The organism is Leifsonia sp. 10L418 (assembly GCF_056395445.1).
Map to the genome: position 1 here is coordinate 96,575 of NZ_JBFTJN010000004.1, position 21,062 is coordinate 117,636.

At 67.1% G+C, this 21,062-nt stretch carries 20 protein-coding genes; 15 read left to right on the top strand and 5 right to left on the bottom strand.

Annotation, left to right across the window (positions count from 1 at the left end):
• The first annotated feature begins 43 nt into the window (after nucleotides 1-43).
• From AC1DCF_RS10710 to AC1DCF_RS10740, 7 genes are all read left to right on the top strand, one after another.
• The gene (locus tag AC1DCF_RS10710) at nucleotides 44-877 is read left to right on the top strand and encodes an aldo/keto reductase (RefSeq protein ID WP_441790091.1); all 834 of its coding nucleotides are present in this window, start codon (nucleotides 44-46) and stop codon (nucleotides 875-877) included.
• A gap of 163 nt (nucleotides 878-1,040) precedes the next feature.
• Nucleotides 1,041-1,931, top strand: a complete 891-nt coding sequence (locus AC1DCF_RS10715) for a siderophore-interacting protein (RefSeq protein WP_477211001.1) — start codon at nucleotides 1,041-1,043, stop codon at nucleotides 1,929-1,931.
• Nucleotides 1,932-1,941: 10 nt separating this feature from the next.
• Nucleotides 1,942-2,610, top strand: a complete 669-nt coding sequence (gene pnuC / locus AC1DCF_RS10720; protein WP_477211002.1) for a nicotinamide riboside transporter PnuC — start codon at nucleotides 1,942-1,944, stop codon at nucleotides 2,608-2,610.
• Between the two features lie 29 nt (nucleotides 2,611-2,639).
• On the top strand, nucleotides 2,640-4,649 hold the full coding sequence (locus tag AC1DCF_RS10725) for a thioredoxin domain-containing protein (RefSeq protein WP_477211003.1): 2,010 nt from the start codon (nucleotides 2,640-2,642) through the stop codon (nucleotides 4,647-4,649).
• 15 nt (nucleotides 4,650-4,664) lie between these two features.
• The gene (locus AC1DCF_RS10730; protein ID WP_477211004.1) at nucleotides 4,665-5,090 is read left to right on the top strand and encodes a DUF488 domain-containing protein; all 426 of its coding nucleotides are present in this window, start codon (nucleotides 4,665-4,667) and stop codon (nucleotides 5,088-5,090) included.
• Between the two features lie 52 nt (nucleotides 5,091-5,142).
• Complete coding sequence (locus tag AC1DCF_RS10735; RefSeq protein WP_477211005.1) at nucleotides 5,143-5,571, top strand: DUF1761 domain-containing protein; 429 nt, start codon at nucleotides 5,143-5,145, stop codon at nucleotides 5,569-5,571.
• Between the two features lie 357 nt (nucleotides 5,572-5,928).
• Nucleotides 5,929-7,572: a stealth family protein gene (locus tag AC1DCF_RS10740; protein ID WP_477211157.1), complete on the top strand. Its 1,644-nt coding sequence runs from the start codon at nucleotides 5,929-5,931 to the stop codon at nucleotides 7,570-7,572.
• Between the two features lie 167 nt (nucleotides 7,573-7,739).
• On the opposite strand, the gene AC1DCF_RS10745 is transcribed toward AC1DCF_RS10740, so the two are convergent.
• Nucleotides 7,740-8,675, bottom strand: coding sequence for a phosphodiesterase (locus tag AC1DCF_RS10745; RefSeq protein ID WP_477211006.1), 936 nt, complete (start codon nucleotides 8,673-8,675; stop codon nucleotides 7,740-7,742).
• A gap of 162 nt (nucleotides 8,676-8,837) precedes the next feature.
• On the opposite strand from AC1DCF_RS10745, the gene AC1DCF_RS10750 reads away from it, so the two are divergent.
• On the top strand, nucleotides 8,838-9,755 hold the full coding sequence (locus AC1DCF_RS10750; protein WP_477211007.1) for an NADP-dependent oxidoreductase: 918 nt from the start codon (nucleotides 8,838-8,840) through the stop codon (nucleotides 9,753-9,755).
• Nucleotides 9,756-9,845: 90 nt separating this feature from the next.
• On the opposite strand, the gene AC1DCF_RS10755 is transcribed toward AC1DCF_RS10750, so the two are convergent.
• Nucleotides 9,846-10,088, bottom strand: coding sequence for a hypothetical protein (locus tag AC1DCF_RS10755; protein WP_477211008.1), 243 nt, complete (start codon nucleotides 10,086-10,088; stop codon nucleotides 9,846-9,848).
• 133 nt (nucleotides 10,089-10,221) lie between these two features.
• The gene (locus AC1DCF_RS10760) at nucleotides 10,222-10,770 is read right to left on the bottom strand and encodes an OsmC family protein (RefSeq protein ID WP_441790081.1); all 549 of its coding nucleotides are present in this window, start codon (nucleotides 10,768-10,770) and stop codon (nucleotides 10,222-10,224) included.
• A 307-nt stretch (nucleotides 10,771-11,077) separates the two neighbouring features.
• On the opposite strand from AC1DCF_RS10760, the gene AC1DCF_RS10765 reads away from it, so the two are divergent.
• From AC1DCF_RS10765 to AC1DCF_RS10790, 6 genes are all read left to right on the top strand, one after another.
• Nucleotides 11,078-11,908: a phosphatase PAP2 family protein gene (locus tag AC1DCF_RS10765; protein ID WP_477211009.1), complete on the top strand. Its 831-nt coding sequence runs from the start codon at nucleotides 11,078-11,080 to the stop codon at nucleotides 11,906-11,908.
• Between the two features lie 67 nt (nucleotides 11,909-11,975).
• On the top strand, nucleotides 11,976-13,250 hold the full coding sequence (locus tag AC1DCF_RS10770) for a type III polyketide synthase (RefSeq protein WP_477211010.1): 1,275 nt from the start codon (nucleotides 11,976-11,978) through the stop codon (nucleotides 13,248-13,250).
• A gap of 7 nt (nucleotides 13,251-13,257) precedes the next feature.
• Nucleotides 13,258-14,196 (top strand): methyltransferase domain-containing protein, encoded by a 939-nt coding sequence (locus AC1DCF_RS10775; protein WP_477211011.1) that lies wholly within the window; start codon nucleotides 13,258-13,260, stop codon nucleotides 14,194-14,196.
• Nucleotides 14,189-15,361, top strand: a complete 1,173-nt coding sequence (locus AC1DCF_RS10780; protein ID WP_477211012.1) for an FAD-dependent oxidoreductase — start codon at nucleotides 14,189-14,191, stop codon at nucleotides 15,359-15,361. The genes AC1DCF_RS10775 and AC1DCF_RS10780 overlap by 8 nt, the downstream gene beginning before the upstream one ends.
• A 238-nt stretch (nucleotides 15,362-15,599) precedes the next feature.
• Nucleotides 15,600-17,201 carry a DUF7059 domain-containing protein gene (locus tag AC1DCF_RS10785; protein ID WP_477211013.1) on the top strand — a complete coding sequence of 534 codons (1,602 nt, stop codon included), beginning with the start codon at nucleotides 15,600-15,602 and terminating at the stop codon, nucleotides 17,199-17,201.
• A 308-nt stretch (nucleotides 17,202-17,509) separates the two neighbouring features.
• Nucleotides 17,510-18,952, top strand: a complete 1,443-nt coding sequence (locus AC1DCF_RS10790) for a flavin monoamine oxidase family protein (RefSeq protein WP_477211014.1) — start codon at nucleotides 17,510-17,512, stop codon at nucleotides 18,950-18,952.
• On the opposite strand, the gene AC1DCF_RS10795 is transcribed toward AC1DCF_RS10790, so the two are convergent.
• Together AC1DCF_RS10795 and AC1DCF_RS10800 are read right to left on the bottom strand one after the other, a co-directional pair.
• Nucleotides 18,908-19,702, bottom strand: a complete 795-nt coding sequence (locus AC1DCF_RS10795; protein WP_477211015.1) for a Pr6Pr family membrane protein — start codon at nucleotides 19,700-19,702, stop codon at nucleotides 18,908-18,910. The two genes, AC1DCF_RS10790 and AC1DCF_RS10795, sit on opposite strands and share 45 nt — an antisense overlap.
• A gap of 70 nt (nucleotides 19,703-19,772) precedes the next feature.
• Nucleotides 19,773-20,042 (bottom strand): acylphosphatase, encoded by a 270-nt coding sequence (locus AC1DCF_RS10800; protein WP_477211016.1) that lies wholly within the window; start codon nucleotides 20,040-20,042, stop codon nucleotides 19,773-19,775.
• A gap of 185 nt (nucleotides 20,043-20,227) precedes the next feature.
• Between AC1DCF_RS10800 and AC1DCF_RS10805 the strand changes: the two genes are divergently transcribed.
• On the top strand, nucleotides 20,228-21,046 hold the full coding sequence (locus AC1DCF_RS10805) for a sulfite exporter TauE/SafE family protein (protein ID WP_477211017.1): 819 nt from the start codon (nucleotides 20,228-20,230) through the stop codon (nucleotides 21,044-21,046).
• Nucleotides 21,047-21,062: the final 16 nt, after the last annotated feature.

Consider the following 21,062-nt stretch of genomic DNA (forward strand, 5'->3'; position numbering starts at 1 on the left):
ACCCGGCAAAGCCTCGGTGAATGACGATCCCTAAGCTGGACCGATGACAAACACCGTGCCTACGCTTACGCTCAACGACGGCCATACCATTCCGCAGCTCGGCTTCGGAGTTTTCAAGGTCGAACCGACCGAGACGACCCGCATCGTCACCGATGCGCTGAGCGTCGGCTACCGGCACATCGACACCGCGGCGATTTACGGCAACGAGCAGGGCGTCGGCGACGCTCTCGCCGCCTCCGGAATCGACCGCTCCGAGCTGTTCGTGACCACCAAACTGTGGAACGACCGCCAGGGCACCCAGTCGGCTTTCGACGCGTTCGATGAGAGCCTCGAGAAGCTCGGCCTCGACTACGTTGACCTGTACCTGATTCACTGGCCGGCACCGGCCAACGACCGCTACATCGAGAGCTGGAAGGCACTCGAGCAGATTCACGACTCCGGTCGGGCCCGCTCGATCGGTGTCTCGAACTTTTTGGTTCCGCACCTGAGTCGTCTGCTTGCCGAGACGGATGTGGTTCCGGTCGTCAACCAGATCGAACTGCACCCGGCCCACCAGCAGCCGGAGGTGACCGAGTACGCGCGCCGTCACGGCATCGCCATCGAAGCCTGGGGACCGCTTGGCCAGGGCAAGTACCCGCTGTTCGACGAGACGGTTGTCGCAGTCGCCGCCGAGGCGCACGGAAAGTCGCCGGCCCAGGTGATCATCCGCTGGCACCTGCAGATGGGCAACATTGTGTTCCCGAAGTCGAACAACCGCTCGCGGATGGCCGAGAACTTCGACGTGCTCGACTTCGAACTGTCGAAGTCTGAGGTCGCCGCAATCTCGGCGCTGGAGCGTGTCGGCCGGGTCAGCGCGCACCCGAACGAGGTCAACTAGCTCGATCGTCGGCCGCCCCTCGACCACATGGTGCAGCGCACCCTCGTCCTTCACGGCGCCCACCCAGCGCCGACCACAGCTCTCGTCAACTGCTAGTAAAGTTTGCCTGAGTTTCGCGTTCCGCTTTTTGCCGTGAACGCCAGTGATCTCGAAGGAAGAACCTGTGTCTGCACCCGTATCTGAGCCCGTCGTCGTCAACGCCGACCCGGCGACCGGCATGGCAGCTCGTCCGGCGAAGGGCCGCTGGCTGGCCCAGGTGCTGCGCACCGAGCGGCTCACCCCGCAGATGATGCGGGTGACTTTCGGCGGCGGCGGGCTCAGCGAGTTCGCCGTGGGGGAGCCGACGGACAGCTACGTCAAGCTGCATTTCGTGCCACGGGATGCCCCGTACGGCGTTCCCTACAACGCCGACGAGATCAAGCGTGACCTGTCACCCGAGTGGTGGCCGGTCATGCGCACCTACACGGTGCGCTCCTGGGATGCCGGGACCGGCGAGCTCGCCATCGACTTCGTCGTTCACGGAGACGAGGGTGTCGCGGCACCCTGGGCGCTCCACGCGGCGGTCGGCGACCAGATCTACCTGGCCGGCCCGGGCGGCGCCTACGCGCCGAATCCCACTGCCGACTGGCACTTGTTCGTCGGCGACGACTCCGCGCTGCCCGCCATCGCGGCAGGCCTCGAATCACTTGTGTCAGGAAGCCGGGCGTTGGCCGTGATCGAGGTGGGCTCTCCCGCCGACGAGCAGCGGATCGCATCCGCCGCCGACGTGGAGTTCATCTGGTTGCACCGCGACGACCCGGCCGGACCGCCGGACATCGCCGCCACAGTGCGCGAGCTTCGCTTCTTGCCCGGCCAGGTGCATGCCTTCGTGCACGGGGATGCCGGCTTCGTGCGCGAGCTTCGCCGCTATCTGCGCGTGGAGAAAAGTGTTGCGCGCGAGTTCCTCTCGATTTCGGGGTACTGGAAGCGCGGTCTGGCCGAAGACGGCTGGCGCACCGCCAAACAGAGTTGGGCGCAGCCGGTGGACGACGCCGAGGCGCAGCTCGAGCAATGAATGAGTGGCGATGAATCTGATTGAGTGGCTCTTCGACGCCCAGCTGCACATCGGCGGCCAGGTGATTCTGTGGCGCGAGATTGTGGGCAACCTCTTCGGTTTGGCCAGCGCCCTCGGCGGAATGCGCCGCAAGGTGTGGGCCTGGCCGGTCGGCATCGCCGGCAACCTGCTGCTCTTCACCGTCTTTCTCGGTGCCGTCTTCGGCACGCCGCACCCCGTCAACCTCCTCGGCCAAGCGGGGCGCCAGATCATGTTCATCGTCGTGTCGATCTACGGCTGGATTCAATGGTCGCGGGCACGCAACTCGCTGACCCACGTCGCCGTCGTCCCGCATTGGGCCGGCAACCGGGTGCGCATTGTGCTCGGCGCCACGATGATCGGCGGCACGCTGGCGCTGACCCCGATCTTCACCGCCCTCGGCTCGTACGAACCCGTCTGGGCCGACGCCTGGATTTTCACCGGCTCGCTGCTGGCCACCTATGGAATGGCGAAGGGCTGGACGGAGTTCTGGCTGATCTGGATCGCCGTCGACGTGGTCGGTGTGCCCCTGCTGGTGAGCGCCGGCTTCTACGTCTCGGCTGCGCTCTACGTGTTCTACGGCGCCTTCACCCTCCTCGGCTTCTTCGTCTGGATGCGCGTACAGCGTCGGCAACGCGAGGCGCAGGCGCTCCTGCTCTGACGCACATCCACAGAGAGCAGAATGGGTGCATGACGAACCGTCTCGCCGACGCGATCAGCCCGTACCTGCGTTCCCACGCCGATAACCCGGTCGACTGGTTCGGCTGGGGTGCCGATGCCTTCGCCGAGGCGCGCGCCCGCGACGTTCCGGTGCTTGTCTCGATCGGGTACTCGACCTGTCACTGGTGTCACGTGATGGCACGGGAGAGTTTCAGCGACCCCGCGCTCGCCGCCAGCCTCAACGAACGCTTCGTCAGCATCAAGGTTGATCGGGAGGAGAACCCCGATGTCGACGCAAGCTATCTCGCGGCGGCCAGCGCCTTCACCCGAAACCTGGGGTGGCCGCTCAATGTCTTCGTCACCCCCGACGGGCAGGCGTTCTTCGCCGGCACCTACTTTCCGCCCCGGCCAGCACCCGGGCAACCGTCGTTCGGGCAGGTTCTCGATGCCGTGACGGATGCCTGGATCACCCGCCGGGACGCGGTCATCGCCGGGGCCCAGCGCGTCGCTGACGCGGTGGCGGCCGTCACGATTCCGGCGGCTGTCGCCCTCGCCGGCGACGACGCGGCCGGAAGCGAGCCAAGCGCGCGGCTGAGCGCCGACGCTGCTCGGGCTCTCGTGGCCGGGTTGGCCGACCAGGAAGATCAACTCTTCGGCGGATTCGGCGGCGCACCGAAGTTTCCGATGGCGCCCGTGCTCGGGTTTCTGCTCGAGCAACCCACGGGGCAGTCGCTCGCGCTGCGCACGCTGAAGATCATGGGCGCCTCACCGCTTCGCGATCCGGTCGAGGGCGGGTTCTTTCGCTATGCGGTGCACCGTGACTGGTCGGAACCGCACTACGAACGGATGCTCTACGACAACGCGCAACTGCTCGACCTCACCGTGCGCGCGCGCCAGCTGACCGACGAACCGTGGGCGCGCATCCTCGCTGACGGTGTCTCGCAGTTTCTGCAGTCGGTGATGCAGCTGCCGTCCGGGGGATTCGCCAGCGCTCAGGACTCGGAGAGCACCGTCGACGGCGAACGCGTCGAAGGCGGTTACTACGCCCTCGACCTGATCGCGCGGCGGACGCAGTCGCCGCCCGCGCTCGATGCGAAGGTGCTCACCGGCTGGAACGGTCTCGCCATCGGGGCTCTCGCCCGCGCCGGATTCGCCGCCGGTGACCCGCAGTCCATCGACGCGGCCCGGCGTGCCGCCGACTACATCCTGGCCGCCCACGTCTTGACCGATCGCCTCGTGCGGGCTTCGGTCGACGGGCGCATCTCCGCGGCACCGGCGACGCTGGAGGACTACGGGATGTGTGCACACGGCCTCCTCGAACTTGCCCTCGTCACCGGAGAGGTCGACTATGCCACCGCGGCCCGCCGCCTCATTGACAGCACGCTAGCTCCGACCGCCGACATGGCCGACACCGCAGGCTCGGCGGCGACCTTCCGGGTGCCAACCGGGGGAGATCCGGTGCTGGTCGCCCAGGGGCTTGCCGTCTCGCTCGACCCTTCGGAAGGCGCCTACCCGTCGGGGCTCACTGCCTCCGCCGATGCCGCGCGTCTGCTCTATCAACTCACCGGGGAGTCACGCTATCGCCAGGCGGCGGACCAGGCGCTCAAGGCCGTCGCACCCCTCGCCCTCGCCCAGCCGCTCGCATTCGGTGGCACTGTGCGGGCGATGGCGCGGAGCGCGGCCCCCACGATTCAGCTCGTCGTCGTGTCGCCCGAGGCCCCGAGCGCGTCCGACACAGCGGCGTCCGATACAGCCGTTCCCGGTACAGACGGCGCGCCCGCCACCAGCAGCGTGGTCGAACGCGACTCCCTGCTGAACGTGGCCCGGCGCTATCCGGCCGGGCTCGTCGCATCCGTCACGGTCGGCCAGGCCGCGGCCTTCGCCGAGGCGGGATTCTCGCTCTTCGCCGATCGCGGGGTCGTCGCGGGCCTGCCCACGGCGTACTTTTGTCGCGACTTCGTCTGTCGGCTTCCGATCACCGATGCCGCGGCGCTCGACACCGAACTGCGCATCCCGACCCTGGACGACGAGCAGGACTAAGACCACACTGACCGCATGAGCATTGACCGCATGAACATTGAGATCAAACGGGCCTACAACGATGCCGCTGCGAGCGATGGGGTGCGAATACTTGTCGATCGGTTGTGGCCGCGCGGGGTCACGACCGAGCACGCGCGCCTCGACGCCTGGCTGAAGGACATCGCGCCGACTCCGGAGCTTCGCACCTGGTGGAACCACGACCCTGAGCGTCTCGACGAATTCGCCGCTCGCTACCGGGCCGAGCTCGACGGCAATCCCGCCACGGCGAAGGCCATCGACGAGTTCTGGGCATGTGTTTCGTCGGCCGGCACGGCGACCCTCGTCTACGGCGCAAAAGACCCAGTGGTCAATCACGCCCGGATCCTTGCCGAGTATCTGACCGAGTCCGGGGCCCAGGCGCACGGTGAGGCGCAGCATCCGGATGTCGCCCCCGGGCACTAGCATCGAGCCATCCGCTTCGTCGCCTCGACGGGCCTGCCGAAAGGACTCGATCATGGTTCCCGAAATCAACATTTGGGCTGTGCTGCTCGCGACGGTGTCGAGCATGGTCGTCGGAGCGATTTGGTACGCAAAAGCGGTCTTCGGCACCTACTGGATGAAAGCCGTCGGCCACGACGAAGAAAGCATGCGGAAGGGCTCGGCCGCGCCCCTGATCGTGACGGTGATCGTCAGTTTCATCACCGCCTGGGTGCTCGCCGGAGCCGCGGCAATCGCACAGAACTTCTACCACGGCAGCTTTCTGGCCAACACGCTGCTGACCGGCCTCATCCTCTGGGCCGGATTCACCGCCGCCCGCATGATCACCCATGACGCCTTCGACCGCCGCCCGAGCGGCCTGACCGTGTTGAACATTGCCCATGAGCTGGTGACGATCATGATCATGGCCCTCATCATCGGGCTGTTCGGGATCAGCGCACTCTAGCGATCCGCCGGCGGGAACCGACGTACACTGAGAACAGCGCGACCGCTTTGCCCGGCTGCACAGCACACGGTCTCGACATTCCCGGCAGAGCCGCCGTTCGGCAGTGCCGAACGCATGCTGCTCAGCGATGCGTGTGGATGCCTGGTGAACCTGTGTTCTATTGTCTCGAGGAGAACCATGGCCACTTTTGATCGATCCGGATCACACGGCGAACGAGGCAGCACCCTCGGCAGCGGCCATATCAGCAGCCATGCGGGATCGCACGGCGGCGGACACGGCGGCGCCCACGTGGGAACCCACGTCGACGCGCTCGGATCACCCTCGTCAGACGAGTTTCTGGGTACCAACACGGCAGCGATGCCGGTGCTCTCACTGAGCGGCGAGCCGGAGCTGGTGCTCGTCGCCCCGAACGAACGCACCCGCCGGTTCGACCGCGACGATGTCGTCGTGCGCAAGGGTGAGATCGCGCTCGTCAACGGGCATTTCACACCCCACGAGTCCATGGTGACCGACCTCATCGCCGTGCATGACGCCCTCGAGGCGGCGGGGATCGATTTTCTGCTGGTGCGTGGCGATCAGAATCGGCTGGTCATCGCTGTCGACCGTGCCTCGCGCAAGAAGATCTCGCAGGTACTCGCCGGCGCGTTCGCCGATGAACCGTTCTACGCCAAGCCGCAGGACGGCAACCAGCCGCAGCCGGCTCTCATTGCCGACGGTGCGCTGGCGACGCTCAAGAAGTCCTCGGTGTTTCGGGTCTACCGCCCGCGCATCGAACCGATCGGTCGCCTCCGATACGGCTCGCAGACCGCGTTCCAGCTCGAATTCTGGCGCTTCGGCGAAGACGACATCGTTGCCCCGGTCGAGAATGCGCTGATGCGCACTCGGCTTCCCCGCTCCGAGGCTCGTGAAACCACGATCGACCTCTACGACCGCCAGTGGCGCACCCTGCCGAGCATGTTCGACGACCTGGCCAGCGATGTCAGCTTCGACATCGACCTCGTGTTCTCCTGGGTCGACGGCTCCTCGTCCGACTTCCAGCGCGAACGGGCCAAGCGGATGCAGGGTTATGTCGCCGGCGAGGGCGACGACTCCGACGCGCGTTTCCGGCAGATCGACGAACTCAAGTACGCCCTGCGTAGCGTCTACCTGTTCGCGCCCTGGGTGCGGCGCATTTTCATCGCCACCGATTCGCCGGCACCGGTCTGGCTCGCCGAGCATCCGCGGGTCACCATTATGCGCAGCGAAGAGTTCTTCGCCGACCAGAGCGCGCTGCCCACGCACAATTCGCACGCCGTCGAAAGCCAGCTCCACAACATCCCCGGTCTGGCCGAGCATTTCTTGTACTCCAACGACGACATGTTCTTCGGGCGGCCGGTCGGGCCCGAGCTGTTCTTCTCGCCCGGTGGGGTCACCAAGTTCGTCGAGGCGGCGACCCGCATCGGGTTGGGCGAGAACGATCCCAGCCGCAGCGGATTCGAGAACGCCGCCCGAGTCAACCGGGCCCTGCTGCTCGGCCGATTCGGCAAGGTGACCACCCGGCACCTGGAGCACACCGCGGCCCCGCTGGTGAAAAGCGTGATGCGGGAGCTGGAGAACGAGTTCCCCGAAGACTTCGCGCGCACCGCGGCCAGCCAGTTCCGGTCGGCCACCGACATCTCGGTGACGAACTCGCTCTATCACTACTACGCACTGATGACCGGGCACGCGGTGGCGCAGACGCAGGTGCGCTCGATGTACATCGAGACGACCCTGAAGCGGGCACTGCAGCAGATGAAGCGGCTGCGCAAGCGTCGCGACCAGGACATGTTCTGCCTCAACGACGGCAGCTTTCCTGAGATCTCCGACGAAGTGCGTCGCGCTGCGGTGACCGAGTTTCTTGAACTGTACTTCCCGTTCCCGGCACCATGGGAGAAGGAGGCGACGCCGTCCGACGGCGCTGCCGACTCCGTGATCGACCCGGCGGTCGACCCGTTGCTGGGCGAGGCGGTGCGTCGGGCGTAACTCGCCTCAGCGCGGGGCTGGGCCGTTTCGTGCGCCCGGCCCGGCTGTGTTCCTGCGCCGAGTTTGACCGTTGCGGTCAAGATTCCCCGGCACAACGGGGTATCTCGACCGCACGTGTCAAACTCGACGAGGTCTGGCGACTCGACGGGGTCTGGCGGCTTTCAGGGTCAGGCGCTGAGTACCGAGATCGGCGTCGTGCGCGGCGGCTCCGCCCGCAGCGTGCCGGCCGGCAGAATCTCGATCTCCGACGCGGCCAGGCGCCGGGCGCTCTCGGTCGGGTCGATGTAATCGAGGGCCGGGTGGGAGCCGAGCGGAACCACGGAATGCAGCACCGTGTCGGGGTAGACGTGCACGAGATTGAACGCGCGCGCGGCATCCTGACCCCGGGTGCCGCCGACGGGAACCGTCAGATCCTGGGTGTAGCAGGTGGCGGATGCGACCGACACCGGAATTCCGGCGAAGGTTGCGGTCGAGGAATAGTGCAGATGACCGGCGAGGATGCTGCGCACGTCCGAGCCGCGCAGCACCTGGGCGAGCGGACCCTGGTCGCGCAGCTCAACCGACACCGCGAGGTCGAGCACGCTCGGCACCGGCGGATGGTGCATGGCCAGGATCGTGCCGTCCGGGGCGGGAACCCGCAACTGCTCGCTCAACCACTCCAGCTGCTCGGGCCTGACCTCGCCGTAGTGGTGGCCGGGAACCGAGGTGTCGAGGGTGATCACGCGCAACCCATTGATCTCGACCACATCGTCGATCGGCGTGGTTGTGGGCAGCTCACCGAGCAGGGTCGTGCGAAAGACCGCCCGGTCATCGTGGTTGCCCATCACCCAGATCACCCGGGCGCCGAGGCGCGCGGCCGTCGGTTCGACGATATCGCGCAGACGGTCGTACGCCTGCGGTTCGCCGCGATCGGCCAGATCGCCGGTGACGATGATGGCCTCCGGCCGTGCACCCGACGCTTCGACCTCGGCAAAGAGCTGGGTCAGATGCGCTGCGCTGTCGACCTGTCCGTAGAGACGATGGTCGCCGGCGAGAAGGTGCGTGTCACTGAGATGGAGCAGGAAATGGTCCGGCCTGGGGTACTCGGCCGTTCGAATGCTCACAGAGCTTCCATTCGTTCGAAGCGCACACTCTCTAACGCGCACGCAGACGGTTCACGCAACATTCGACCAGACGTTTATGAACATTTGGTGTACGCCACGCACTATCCGGATTGCAAAAAATCGGGGGGCGCGGCATCTGCCTCCTGTGCTTATGCTGTCGGAATGGCACGCTACGTACGTTTCGACGAGTTCGGTGGCCCCTCGGTGCTGCACATCGAGCACGACGAACGGCCGCAGCCGTCCTCGGGTGAGGTTCGGGTGAGGGTGCACGCGGCCGGGCTCAACCAGGTCGATGTGAAGATCATCCGCGGCGGCCCCACAGCGGCCGGCTACAACGCAATTCCGCCGTGCGGCAACGGCAACGACTTCGCCGGCGTCGTCGACCAGATCGGCGGCGGGGTCGCTGACTTCGCGCTCGGCGACGCGGTGCTCGGTGGCAAGCGGATGTACGCGCAGGCCGACTATGTGATCATCGACGCGACCAGGATCATCCGCAAACCCGACGCGATGAGCTTCGAGGAGGCCGGCGCACTTGATATTGCGGGGCGCACCGCCTGGGCCAGCGTGAACTCGTTGCATCTGACTGCCGACGACACCGTTTTGGTGAGCGCCGCCGCCGGGGGAGTCGGCATTCTGGCCGCGCAACTCGCCCGGCGCACCGGTGCCCGGGTGATCGGAACAGCCAGCGAAGCCCATCATGAATTCTTGCGCGGGCTGGATGTCATCCCCATTGCCTACGGAGAAGGCTTGCTTGAGCGGGTGCGCCAGGTCGCCCCGCGGCTGACGGCGGCCCTCGACAATCAGGGTCCGGCAACCATCGATGTTGCGCTGAAGCTCGGGGCGCCCGGATCGCGGATCAACACGATTGCGGCCCGCGGTCACCGGGCGGATGCGGGAATCACCGGAGTCGGCGGCAAGACAGCGACGCTCGCCGACCTGGCGGAAGTCGCCGAGCTGATCGCCTCCGGAGAGGTGGTCTTGCCGATCGATCGCACGTACCCGTTGGAGAAGGTGCGCGACGCCTACGACTATCTGATGGGCGGGCATCTGCTGGGCAAAGTGGTTCTCACGCTCGTCTGAACCCTTGCTTGAACAGGTGCTTGACCGTGTGCCTGAGTGTGAACTCATTCGTGAACGGTGTGAACGCATCCGTGAACGCTCAGCGTGCGGTCACGGGTGGGTGAACCCCGAGGTCGTTCCGGGGATCACCGGACCGCTGTCGTCGCCATGCTCGTAGCGCTCGATCTTCTCGCGACCGGACTCCGCAGCACGGTGGCGCTCGACTTCGAAGTCACCTTCGAGCTCAGGCGAGGTGGCTATTTCTGCAGCGTGGATGTCCGCCGTGCGGAGTGCAGGGAATCCAAACGCCGAAGTGCCGCGCTCCCGCCGGCCATGCTCATGTGAACCGAACATATCCTCGACGCTACGCTTCTCGGCTGTGAAAGCAAGGGAGATCCGGCGATCGTGCAGAACCGGTGATCGAGCCTGTCGAGATCTCGTGACCAGGTCTCGACAGGCTCGACCACCGAACGGACAGCGGGGCCGCCTAGTTGGCGACCAGCGTGACGGTGACCGGAGTGGCGTTGGCGAACAGGTCGAGCACCGGGCAGTGGGCGTCGACGGCGGCGTGGAGGTCCTCGTAGCGGGCGTCGCTTTCGGGGCCGGTGACGCGCACGGTGAGGCGGATCGCGGAGAACCCAGGACGCACCGAGTCGTCGACGCCGAACAGTCCGCGCACATCGAGGTCGCCCTCGGCTTCGGCAGAAATCGAGTCGACCCGAATGCCGAGGTTCTGGGCGTAGAGGCGGTAGACCACGATCTGGCAGGAGATGAGGGCGCCGAGCGCAAACTCCACCGGGCTGGCCGCCACGTCATCGCCCGCGAGCGCGGCGGGTTCGTCGACGAAGAAGACCTGCTTGCCGGCCGTGATGCGGCTGGCGACCGACCCTTCACCGACACCTGTCACGGTGTAGCTGAGCTGGGCGTTGTTGACGTTGGCGCTGATGCGATTCGACCAGGCGGTTCCGGCATCCGTCAGACGCGCGGCGCGCTCATCGGCAGTGATCGGGGGAATGGTGTCGATGGCGAGGGTCATGTTGTTCCTTTGCGATATGCGGTGGGCGCGAGCGGAGTCTCAGACTAGGAAGCAACGCAGTCGCGGGCGAATGGCCCGTTCATGCGCCGTAACATTTCACGGCGCGTTCATGCGCCGTGACGTTTCACGGCGAAGGTGAGACAACCCTGTCGCGGGGAATGGCGCGTTCAGAGGCCGTGACGTTTCACGGCGAAGGTGAGACAACGCTGTCGCGGGGAACGGCGCGTTCATGCGCCGGGACGTTTCACGGCGAAGGTGGAGGTGGCGCTGTGCAAGCTCTGCGGATCGCTGTGGCACAGTTGAACAGGTGAGCGCTTCAACTTCGATCGGCCCGGCCAGGTACCTGACCGGTGCTGTCTGTGCCGCTCTGGCGTTCATCGCGCTCTACTGGTTCTTCGTGAAGACCTACAACGGGCAGATCGTCGATCAGCTCGCCTTCGATGGAGCCGAATTCGGGTCACGCAGTGTGACCCCGCTGACCAACGCGCTTCTCGACCGGGTGCCGCTGATCTCGGCGGTGATCTGCCTGGTGCTCACCCTCGTCATCGCCGCTGTGCGCCGCAACTGGTCGACATTTCTGGTGGCGGTGGCCGCTGCCGGCGCGGCCGTCGCGACGACGCAAGTGCTGAAGTACGCCATTCTGACCCGCCCCGATCTCGATGTCGCCGGCTACGCCGACAACTCATTCCCCTCGGGGCATACAACGGTGGCCGCAGCATCCGCCCTCGCTGTCTTCCTCGTTTCAAGCCCGCGGATGCGTCCCACCGTCGGGGCGTGGGGGGCGGCGTTCGCTGTCGCGGCCGGCCTGTCGACCGTGGCCACCCATTGGCACCGGCCGAGCGATGTGATTGCCGGGCTGCTTGTCGTCGCATTCTGGGGATGTCTCGCCGGAGCCGTTTTGTCGCAGTTCGGGCCGGCCAGGCCGGCTCCGGCTCGACCCTGGCGGGCCGGGCGTTTGGTGTGGGTTGTGGTGCCATTCGCCGTCGTCACGGGCGTGGCGTTCGTGATCACCGTGCTGCGGGCATCCGGGGAATCGACGGAGACGCTCATCGCCTACATCGGCGGAATGGCGGCCATCGTGGCCGCCGGTTTCGCCGTCGCGGTGATCGGCACCCGGCTGTTCGCCCGGTTGCCGTAGCCGAACCGCGCCGAATTCGGGTTATTTCAGGGGTGCCACTTCGAACACTCGCGTGGCACACTGAGCTATGGCCGTCACGTTGCGTTCGCTACAGACTGCAGTACCCCCGACAATCCTGGTGCAGGAGCAAGTGCGGGATGTCTTCGCCGCCCAGCCCGACCTGAGTCGCCTGGCCCAGAGGCTGGTGACGACGTCGTTCAACCTGTCGGGCATCGACACGCGGCGCACCGTCATCGCCGAACTCACCTACGACGTCGACACGCCGAATCCGCAGTTCTTCGATCCGGTCGATCAGCGCCTGCTCGTTCCGGGAACCAAGGTGCGCAACGAGCTCTACATCGTCGAGGCGACGAAGCTCTTCGTAGAGGCGGGTCGCCGGGCCCTCGAGAACTGCCCGGGGGTGACCGCCGCCGATGTGACGCACGTCGTCACCGTGTCGTGCACCGGGTTCTTTGCCCCCGGACCCGACTACATGCTGGTGCGCGAGCTGGGACTGAACCCGTCGACGCAGCGCTACCACCTCGGCTTCATGGGGTGTTACGCGGCGATGCCGGCTCTGCGCACGGCGAAGCAATTCGTCGAAGCCGATCCGGATGCCGTCGTGCTGGTGGTCAGCGCCGAGCTGTGTTCGCTGCATCTGCGCACCTCGAACGATCCGGACACCATCGTCGCCTCCTCGCTGTTCGCGGATGGTGCGGCAGCGGGAATCGTGTCGGCCCGCGACCCCTGGCCGGGCGAAAGCGCCCTCACCCTCGACCATTTCGAGACGGTGATCACGCCCGTCGGCGAGGGCGACATGGCCTGGAAGATCGGTGACGAGGGTTTCGAAATGGTGCTGAGCAGCTACGTGCCGCACATCATCGACGAGCACATCGAGAGCGCCTTGGCGCCGCTGCTGGCGCGTGACCCGGAGCTGGCCGATCTGATCGGGGCCGACGGCTCGCTGTACACCGGGGTGGAATCCGGCGAGGCGAACGGGGAGCTGGCGATCGGCGACGACGGGCCGCCCGACGACGGCGCAACGCTCGAGGCGAGCGGCGCGCCCAGTGTCGCCGTGCTGACCAAACCGTTGAATGAGGCGATCGCGCACTGGGCGATTCACCCCGGTGGGCGCAGCATCCTCGACAAGACCGAGGCGAAACTCGCGCTCACTGAGGCTCAGTTGGAGCCGGCCCGGCAGACGCTGCGGGAGTTCGGGAACATGTCGAGTGCGACCGTGCTGTTCGTGCTCAAGTCGATCATGGACTCGCCGGCGACCGCCGACGGCGAGCGGGTCTGCGCGATGGCATTCGGTCCGGGACTCACCGTCGAATCAAGTTTGATGACCGCGAGCCGCGGGTAGTCGCCCGATGGCCTTCCCATCGCTCGGCTCTCGGGCGATCGACGCCGTCGAGATCATGGACGGCGACTGCGACCCGCAGCGCCTCGAGCGCACCTACGACGAATTTCGCTATATCAACGCGGTGGTGTCGGGATGGCGCACGATCTATCGCCGGGACATCCGCCCGATGCTCAGTCCGTCGAAGAACAGCACTCTGCTCGACGTGGGGGCCGGCGGCGGCGATGTGGCGCGGGCGCTGGCGCGGTGGGCAGTGCGCGACCGGGTGCGGCTGAGCGTGACCGCGATCGACCCGGATGCGCGTGCGCACGCCTTCGCGGTCGGCCAACCGCCGCTGCCGGGGCTCGTGTTTCGCCGGGCGCTCAGCTCTGAGCTGGTGGCTGAGGGGGCGCGGTTCGACTTCGTGGTGTCGAATCATGTGCTGCATCACCTGAGCGCCACCGAGCTCGGCGGGCTGCTGTTCGACTCGGAGCAGCTCTGTCGGCGGCGCGTGCTGCACGCCGACATCGAGCGGAGCCGGTGGGGTTACCTGGGGTTCGCGGTCGGCACCTTTCCGTTCTTTCGGGACTCCTATATTCGTGAAGACGGCTTGACCTCGATCCGGCGCAGTTTCACGGCGCGGGAGTTGCGTGCGGCGCTCGGGACGGCGGGGCTGGCGGCCGGTCTGACGACGGGCGGTGTCGCACAGAGCGGTCGGGCAACGGGCGGAGGCCTGGCGGGGCCGGCCGGCTGGCATGTCACCCGCGAGCTGCCGTCGCGCCTGGTGCTGCGCTGGGTCGCTCCGCGGGCAAAGCCGGTCGGCACGTCTCCTCCGCCCCGCGCGTCGAGTTTGACACTTCCGGTCGAGCTTGCGCGGCACACCAGGCAAAGTCGACCGGAACGGGCAAACTCGGCGGGTGCGGGTGCGAAGCCAGGGGAGCGGGCGCCGGCGGAGCCGACGGATGCCTGAGGTGCTCGTCGTCGGTGGCGGCCCGGTCGGGCTGCTGACCGCATGCCTGCTCGCCCTGCGCGGTGTCGATGTCGAGGTGTTCGAGGCGCGCACCGAGCCGTCCCTGCGCTCCCGGGCCATCGGCATCCACCCGCCCGGCTTAACCGCGCTGCAACAGATCGGCGTCGCCGACGACCTGCTCACGCGAGCCGTAAGAATTCGGGAGGGAGTCGTCGGTTGCGATGGGAGGGCACTCGGCCGGCTGTCTTTCGAACGGGCGGCTCCCGCCCACCCCTTCGTCGCCTCGCTGCCGCAGCATGAGACCGAGGCGCTGCTCCGGGAGCGCTTTCGGCAACTTCGGCCGGGCGCCCTGCACGAGGGGGTCGCGGTGACGGATGTGCGTGACACCGGGAATCGCGTCGAAGCCAGATTCGCTGACGGCCGGGTGGTGAGCGCCGGCTATCTCGTCGGCGCCGACGGGGCGCGCAGTCGGGTGCGAGCAGCGGCCGGGATCGGCTGGCGCACGATCGGCACCGGTGAAACCTATCTGATGGCCGACTTCCCTGACTCGGGCGCGAACGGGTCGACGGCGGTGCTGTTCTTCGAACGCGGCGGGGTCGTCGAATCGTTCCCGCTGCCGGGTGGGAAGCGCCGATGGGTGGCGATGACGAATGGGCTCACCCCGGAGGCGAGCGGCGCCGACCTGGCCGACATCGTCAGACGACGCACGACGGTGACGCTGCCCGATGCGGTGGCGGCACCGAGCGCCTTCGCGGTGCAGCAGCGGCTCGCCGAACGGATGGTCGTCGGCCGCATTGTGCTGGTCGGGGATGCGGCGCACGAGATCAGCCCGATCGGCGGGCAGGGGATGAACCTCGGATGGTTGGATGCCGTCGCTCTCGCCCCGGCCCTCGAGCGCGCGGTCGCGGCGGATCGGGAGGCGCAGGCAGCGCGTCGCGACGATAACCGCGACTCTGCTCGGGAGGCCGACGCCCCACTGGCCGCGTACGACCGGCGCCGGCGCAGTGCCGCTCGAATGGCCGTGCGGCAGGCCGGATTCAACATGGCGATGGGACGCCCGTACGACGGACTGCGGCTGCATGCCCGTAACGCCGCAGTGCGGGTGCTGGCGATCCCGCCCGCGAACCAGGTGCTGGCCCGGGCGTTCACGATGCGCTGGCTTTAACTGCACAGCCCGAGTTCTTCTCGTGCCGGCCCGATGCGTGCCGTTTGTGTGGCTAACTCCGGTTACTCCCGGGCGGCGACGGCAGCAAGCCCTCGGCTGCCGCGGATTCCTGCGGTTGTCAATTTCCAGCATCCGAGATAACCGGAGTTAGCCACAGGGGCAGTGCCATGAAGCGGTGCCCGACGGGGAAAAGCAGGGAAGGCGAAGCGTCGCCCCCGGAGTGCAGTTGAATAGTTGAGTGACTTCCGCACTGATCGACCAGCTTCGTACCGACCTCGCCTCCGCCAACTTCAGCGTGACCGCACTCACCGGGTTGTGGGGGAGCGCAGCGGATGCCGCCCTGCACCGCAATCAGCGGGTTCCGGCACTGCGGGCGCTCGCCGAGCTGCGCGAGAAGCTCGGTCGCGAAGAGCGCTCGGCCACCCTCGCGCGACTGTTCGTGCTCGGGCTTCCGGTGGCGCAGACGGATCTGGACGCCGCACTTCCGACCCTCGGCATCGACGGAGCCGTCGAACTCGGCCTGATCGGTATCGATGACCAGGATGCCTCAGGGGTGCGCCCGCTACTCGAGCTGCGCCCCTACAGCTTCATCGACGGCCACGGCGCCGGCAGCTGGTGGATCGTCTCCGACCTCGGCGAGCTCGCCCTCGGCCACGAGCTCGGTGAGAACCACGTGCTCGGCGTCGGCGGAGCCTCGCTTACCTTGGCGGGCCTGATGATTCCGAATGAGGTGGAGTCGGCACTCGACCTCGGCACCGGATGCGGCATCCAAGCGATGCACGCCGCCCGCCACGCCGCGCGCGTCGTCGCCACCGACATCTCGGAGCGCGCACTCGAGATTGCCGCACTGAACGCCGAACTCAACGGCATCAGCAATATCGAGTTTCGCCTCGGCAGCCTGTTCGACCCAGTCGCCGGGGAACGATTCGACCACATCATTTCGAACCCACCGTTCGTGATCACGCCGCGAACCGAGGGGGTGCCGAGCTACGAGTACCGCGACGGCGGCCTCGTCGGCGACGCGATCGTCGAGGCGGTCGTGACCGGTGCGGCCGCTCACTTGAACCCGGGCGGAATTGCCCAGCTGCTCGGCAACTGGGAGTACCACGAGGGTGCCGAGTCGACCGGGAGTACGAGCGGCGACGCGTTCGACCGGCTGCGCTCGTGGCTCGACGCCCCGAACGGCACCGAGGGAACGCCGCTTGACGCGTGGATCATCGAACGCGAAGCTCAGGGTCCGACCGATTACGCCGAAACCTGGATTCGTGACGGAGGCACCCGTCCCGACACCGCTGACTTCGACCGCCTCTACGGCGCCTGGCTCGACGACTTCGAAGCCCGCGGTGTGAGCAAGGTCGGCTTCGGCTACATGCTGCTGCGCGCTCCGCTCAGCGCCTCTCCCAACGCAACCGGGACATCCGCGCCGCTCCGCCGCCTCGAACGCCTTCACGACGCCCTCGGCGCGAACGCCGCCGGCATCGGCAGTCACCTGGCCGCCTGCCTGCAGGCGCACGACTGGCAGGTGGCGACGGATGACGCCCAGCTCGCCGCCTCCCATCTCACTGTCGCTCCCGACGTGACGGAAGAGCGGCATTACTGGCCAGGGCAGGACGACCCCACCCTGATGACCCTGCACCAGGGCGGCGGGTTCGGGCGCTCCGTGCAGCTCGACACCGCGCTCGCCGCACTGATCGGCGCCTGCGACCGCGAATTGTCGGTGGGAGCGATCATCGGGGCACTGGCCCAATTGCTCGAAGCCGACGAGACCGACCTGCGGGCCGAGTTGCTGCCGCGGGTGCGCGAGCTTCTCGACGACGGCTTTCTGCAGGCGCCCGCCTAGGCGCGACGCTGAGCGCTTCCGGTGGTTGAGGAGCGAGCGTCAGCGAGCGTCTCGAAACCTCGTGAGCCGATCTCCAGACCCGCGTTCAAGGATTTGCTCGCGCGGTTTCGAGACGCGTCCGACTCCGTCGGGCGCTCCTCAACCACCGAGATGGTCGTCGCTCCCGTATTCCTGCCACAGGCCCGAACCTCGAAGCCTCGAACATCCCGAGCTTCATGGGTTAGTTTGAGGGTTATGAATGGCGAGGTCCCGAAAGCGCATGGTGCCGCAACACCCGGCGCAGCACCACACGAAGTGACGCGCGCATCGTGATCGATCGTCGAACCTTTCTGCTCGTGTCGGCATCCGGCCTCTCTGTCGCGGCGCTCGCCGCGTGCACGCCGGTGAATCCCTCGCCGACGAAGTCGCCGACCTCGACCGGCTCACCGAGCCCATCACCGGTCCCGAAGCCCGCCGGGATGCAGCGCACGAACTGGTCAAACGATCCGTTTGCCGGCGGTTCATTCAGCTATCAGGCAGTCGGTTCGGCTCCTGAGCAGCGTGCCGACCTAGCCGCTCCTGTGCTCGACCGCATCTTTCTGGCCGGGGAGGCCGTTGCCGAGGTCGCACCCGGGACGGCCCAGGGTGCACAGGATTCGGGCCGAGTCGCGGCGACCGCCGTTTCTACAGCTGCCTCGGCGCGGGAGCGCGTCGCGGTGATCGGCGCCGGCCTCGCCGGCCTCACTGCTGCTCGCCAATTGAGCGACGCCGGTTTTTCGGTGATCGTGATCGAATCCCGTGACCGGGTCGGCGGTCGCATCGATACCGTCTCCGGCTCGGACTGGCCGTTCCCGATCGAGCTCGGCGCTTCGTTCGTGCACTCGACCGCCCCGGTCGGCAGCCCGAGCCTCGACGATGAACTCACCGCAGCGGGCGTCGCGACGGCCCCCGTCAGCACGCCCGCTGAAACGCGCGATCGCTCGGGCGAGACGGTGACGGTTCCCGACACCGGTGCCCGGCTGCTCACCGCCGCGCTCGACTGGGCCGCGACCCAGCCCCACGACGTCTCGGTCGCCGACGCCCTCGTTGGTTCCGGCGCGCCGACGCCGCCGCCGACCGCGCCGACCGCGGCAGAGGGTGCCGCGCCGACGGATGCCGACTGGCTGGGCCTCGAACTCGTCACCGATGTCGAGATGCCCACTGGGGCATCCGCGGCGGAGGTCTCGGCCTGGTACGCGCCGACACCCAGTGCCGTCAACGCGGAATTCGCCGACGAGCGCATTGTGCTCGGCGGCTATTCGACCCTGCTCACCTCGATGGCCACCGACCTCGATGTGATGCTGTCGACCATCGTCACCAAGGTCGCCTACACAGCCCAGACCGTGAGCCTGCGGATGGCGACCGGCGAATCGATCAACGTCGACCGCGTGATCGTGACGGTGCCGCTCGGGGTGTTGAAGGCCGACGCGCTCGAGTTCAGCCCGCCGCTGCCGTTTGCGCACCGCGCGGCGATCGCGGAGCTCGGCATGGGAGTTCTCGACAAGATCTGGCTGCGCTACGACACCCCCTTTTGGACGTCGGAAGCTGAAATCTGGAACGTCGTCGGCGACACCGTGGACTTTCCGGTCTGGGTGAACCTGCTGCCGCTCACCGGGCAGCCCGTGCTGATGGGGCTGACCGCCGCCGACAGTGCACGTCGTCTCGCGAAGCAGGATGACGACGAGGTCTTAGCCGCGGCGCTCCGCAGCCTGGAGCCGTTCGTCGGTCAGTAGCGGGGTGCCGTCGCGCTCCCCGGTCTGCRGTTGATGACCCGACGGTTGATGACCGGCCGGTTGATGCCCCGTCGACGGATGCCCGGCCGGCACCGGATGCCGCTGCGGCGCGGGCGTCCACCACGGTGACAATCTGAGTCGTGAGGTGGCCACCAGCAGCGCCGTTACGCCGACGATGATTGCGAGACACATCAGGCAGTAGATCACCGTTTCGGCGACGCTGACCTGGCTGCCATCGAGAAAGAAGTAGGGGTACCAGCCGACCTGGGCACCGCGAATCAGAGTGAAGACACCCCAGACGAGCGGGTAGATCACCACCCAACCGAGCAACCGCCAGCGCATCCGGTTCTTGTGCGGGTCGAAAAGCCAGTCGAGCAACGCGAAGGCAGGAATCCAGAAGTGCAGCAGCTGATCTGACCACGGCACATCGATGCGATACGCCCGCGACGAGGACTCCACCACCATCACGGCGAAGACGATGCCCGAGACAATGATGTACGTCGTCACCAGGGTGCGCAGCACGTCGAGCCAGGGCGGGTCCTCCCGCCGGCGAAACGCGACGATGGCGGCGAGCGTGAACATGACCACAGCCGCCATGGCGCTTTGAATCGTGAAGTAGCTGAAGAAGTTGTTGGCACCGAACGACTTGAAGCCGAGCACGTAATCGAAATTGCCGATCAACCCGACAACGCCCGCGCAAGCGAGAACGAGCCGGCCGATGCCGAACCCCTGCCGAACGCTCAGTCTCATCTGGAGAGACCCAGATGCCCGTGCGCTTGCATGCTTCAACGCTACGCCAGTGCGGCTGAGCGCGGGTTGCCTAGCCGACGATCCTGAAACCGCTCAGGCCGGTCGGCGTCAGCTCCGACACCTCGACGCTCTCGACGCGAGCCCCGGGCGGACCGACCGCCAGCCAGTCGAGCATCGCCGCGACGGGTGCGGCATCGCCCTCGACGACAACGTCGACTGCGCCGTCGTCGCGATTGCGGGCCGTTCCGGCGACGCCGAGACGCATCGCTTCGGCTCGGGCGGAATAGCGAAATCCGACGCCCTGCACGCGGCCTCGCACCAGAATTCGTTGGCAGATCACAACTCCATTCTGCTCCGCCGGCCGGGCGATGACGACGAGCGCGGCCCTGCGTGCACGGGCAGGTCTCTCGCGGGTGCTTATAATCGCTCGGGGGCTCGACGCGCATCCCGCGACGGCCCCGCTCCGTCAACGCTGACTTTCCGACGTTCCCCGGGCATGATCGCCCGCGACCGAAAGCAGCCAGTATGACCGAGCACGTCACTTCAGTGCGTGACCACGCCGCAGCCGACGCCCTGTTCGCACCCCCGCGCCGCTGGCTGGTCTTGGCGATTGTCGGTCTGCTGGGCGGTCTGCTCTCCGGCCTTCTCGGCGTCGGTGGCGGCATCCTGATGGTTCCGCTTCTGGTCGGGCTGGCCGGCATGGACCAGCGCCGTGCCGCGGCGACCTCTCTGGCCGCAATCGTGCCGACCGCGATCGTCGGAAGTGCCAACTATCTGGCCAACGGGCACATTGACCTCGTCGCGGGACTGGTCATCGCCGTGGGCGCTGTTGTCGGTGCGATGATCGGGTCGGCCCTGCTGGCCCGGCTGTCGCTGGCCTGGCTGCGCTGGACCTTCATCGCACTGATCGTGATCGTTGCAATCCGGATGCTGCTGGTCACCCCGATCCGTGGCGACACGGTCGAGCTCAGCATCGGTGTGGTGCTCAGCATGCTGGCCGTCGGACTGCTGATGGGCATCGCATCCGGCCTGTTCGGCATCGGCGGCGGTCTGATCGCCGTGCCGGCCCTGATCATCCTGTTCGGTGCCAGCGATCTGGTGGCTAAGGGCACCTCGCTGCTCGTCATGATTCCGACGGGAATCACCGGAACGCTGCGCAATCGTGCGAACAAGTTGATCGATCTGCCGAGTGTTCTCATCGTGGGGGTCGCGGCGACCGCGGCATCCTTCGGGGGAGTGGCGCTGGCGCTGTGGCTGCCGGCCGCGGTAGCGAACATGCTCTTCGTGGCGCTGTTGCTCCTGGCGAGTGTGCAGCTGTCGGTTCAGGCGATCCGGCGACGCTGACGCGCATAGCTCAGCG

What these genes read in the sequence shown, in the direction of transcription:
- AC1DCF_RS10760 (WP_441790081.1), bottom strand. Translation starts at nt 10,770, where the DNA reads ATGACCCTCGCCATCGACACCATTCCCCCGATCACTGCCGATGAGCGC.
- AC1DCF_RS10740 (WP_477211157.1), top strand. Translation starts at nt 5,929, where the DNA reads ATGCCGGTGCTCTCACTGAGCGGCGAGCCGGAGCTGGTGCTCGTCGCC.
- AC1DCF_RS10750 (WP_477211007.1), top strand. Translation starts at nt 8,838, where the DNA reads ATGGCACGCTACGTACGTTTCGACGAGTTCGGTGGCCCCTCGGTGCTG.
- AC1DCF_RS10730 (WP_477211004.1), top strand. Translation starts at nt 4,665, where the DNA reads ATGAGCATTGACCGCATGAACATTGAGATCAAACGGGCCTACAACGAT.
- AC1DCF_RS10780 (WP_477211012.1), top strand. Translation starts at nt 14,189, where the DNA reads ATGCCTGAGGTGCTCGTCGTCGGTGGCGGCCCGGTCGGGCTGCTGACC.
- AC1DCF_RS10770 (WP_477211010.1), top strand. Translation starts at nt 11,976, where the DNA reads ATGGCCGTCACGTTGCGTTCGCTACAGACTGCAGTACCCCCGACAATC.
- AC1DCF_RS10805 (WP_477211017.1), top strand. Translation starts at nt 20,228, where the DNA reads ATGACCGAGCACGTCACTTCAGTGCGTGACCACGCCGCAGCCGACGCC.
- AC1DCF_RS10725 (WP_477211003.1), top strand. Translation starts at nt 2,640, where the DNA reads ATGACGAACCGTCTCGCCGACGCGATCAGCCCGTACCTGCGTTCCCAC.
- AC1DCF_RS10735 (WP_477211005.1), top strand. Translation starts at nt 5,143, where the DNA reads ATGGTTCCCGAAATCAACATTTGGGCTGTGCTGCTCGCGACGGTGTCG.
- AC1DCF_RS10710 (WP_441790091.1), top strand. Translation starts at nt 44, where the DNA reads ATGACAAACACCGTGCCTACGCTTACGCTCAACGACGGCCATACCATT.
- AC1DCF_RS10775 (WP_477211011.1), top strand. Translation starts at nt 13,258, where the DNA reads ATGGCCTTCCCATCGCTCGGCTCTCGGGCGATCGACGCCGTCGAGATC.
- AC1DCF_RS10755 (WP_477211008.1), bottom strand. Translation starts at nt 10,088, where the DNA reads ATGTTCGGTTCACATGAGCATGGCCGGCGGGAGCGCGGCACTTCGGCG.
- pnuC (WP_477211002.1), top strand. Translation starts at nt 1,942, where the DNA reads ATGAATCTGATTGAGTGGCTCTTCGACGCCCAGCTGCACATCGGCGGC.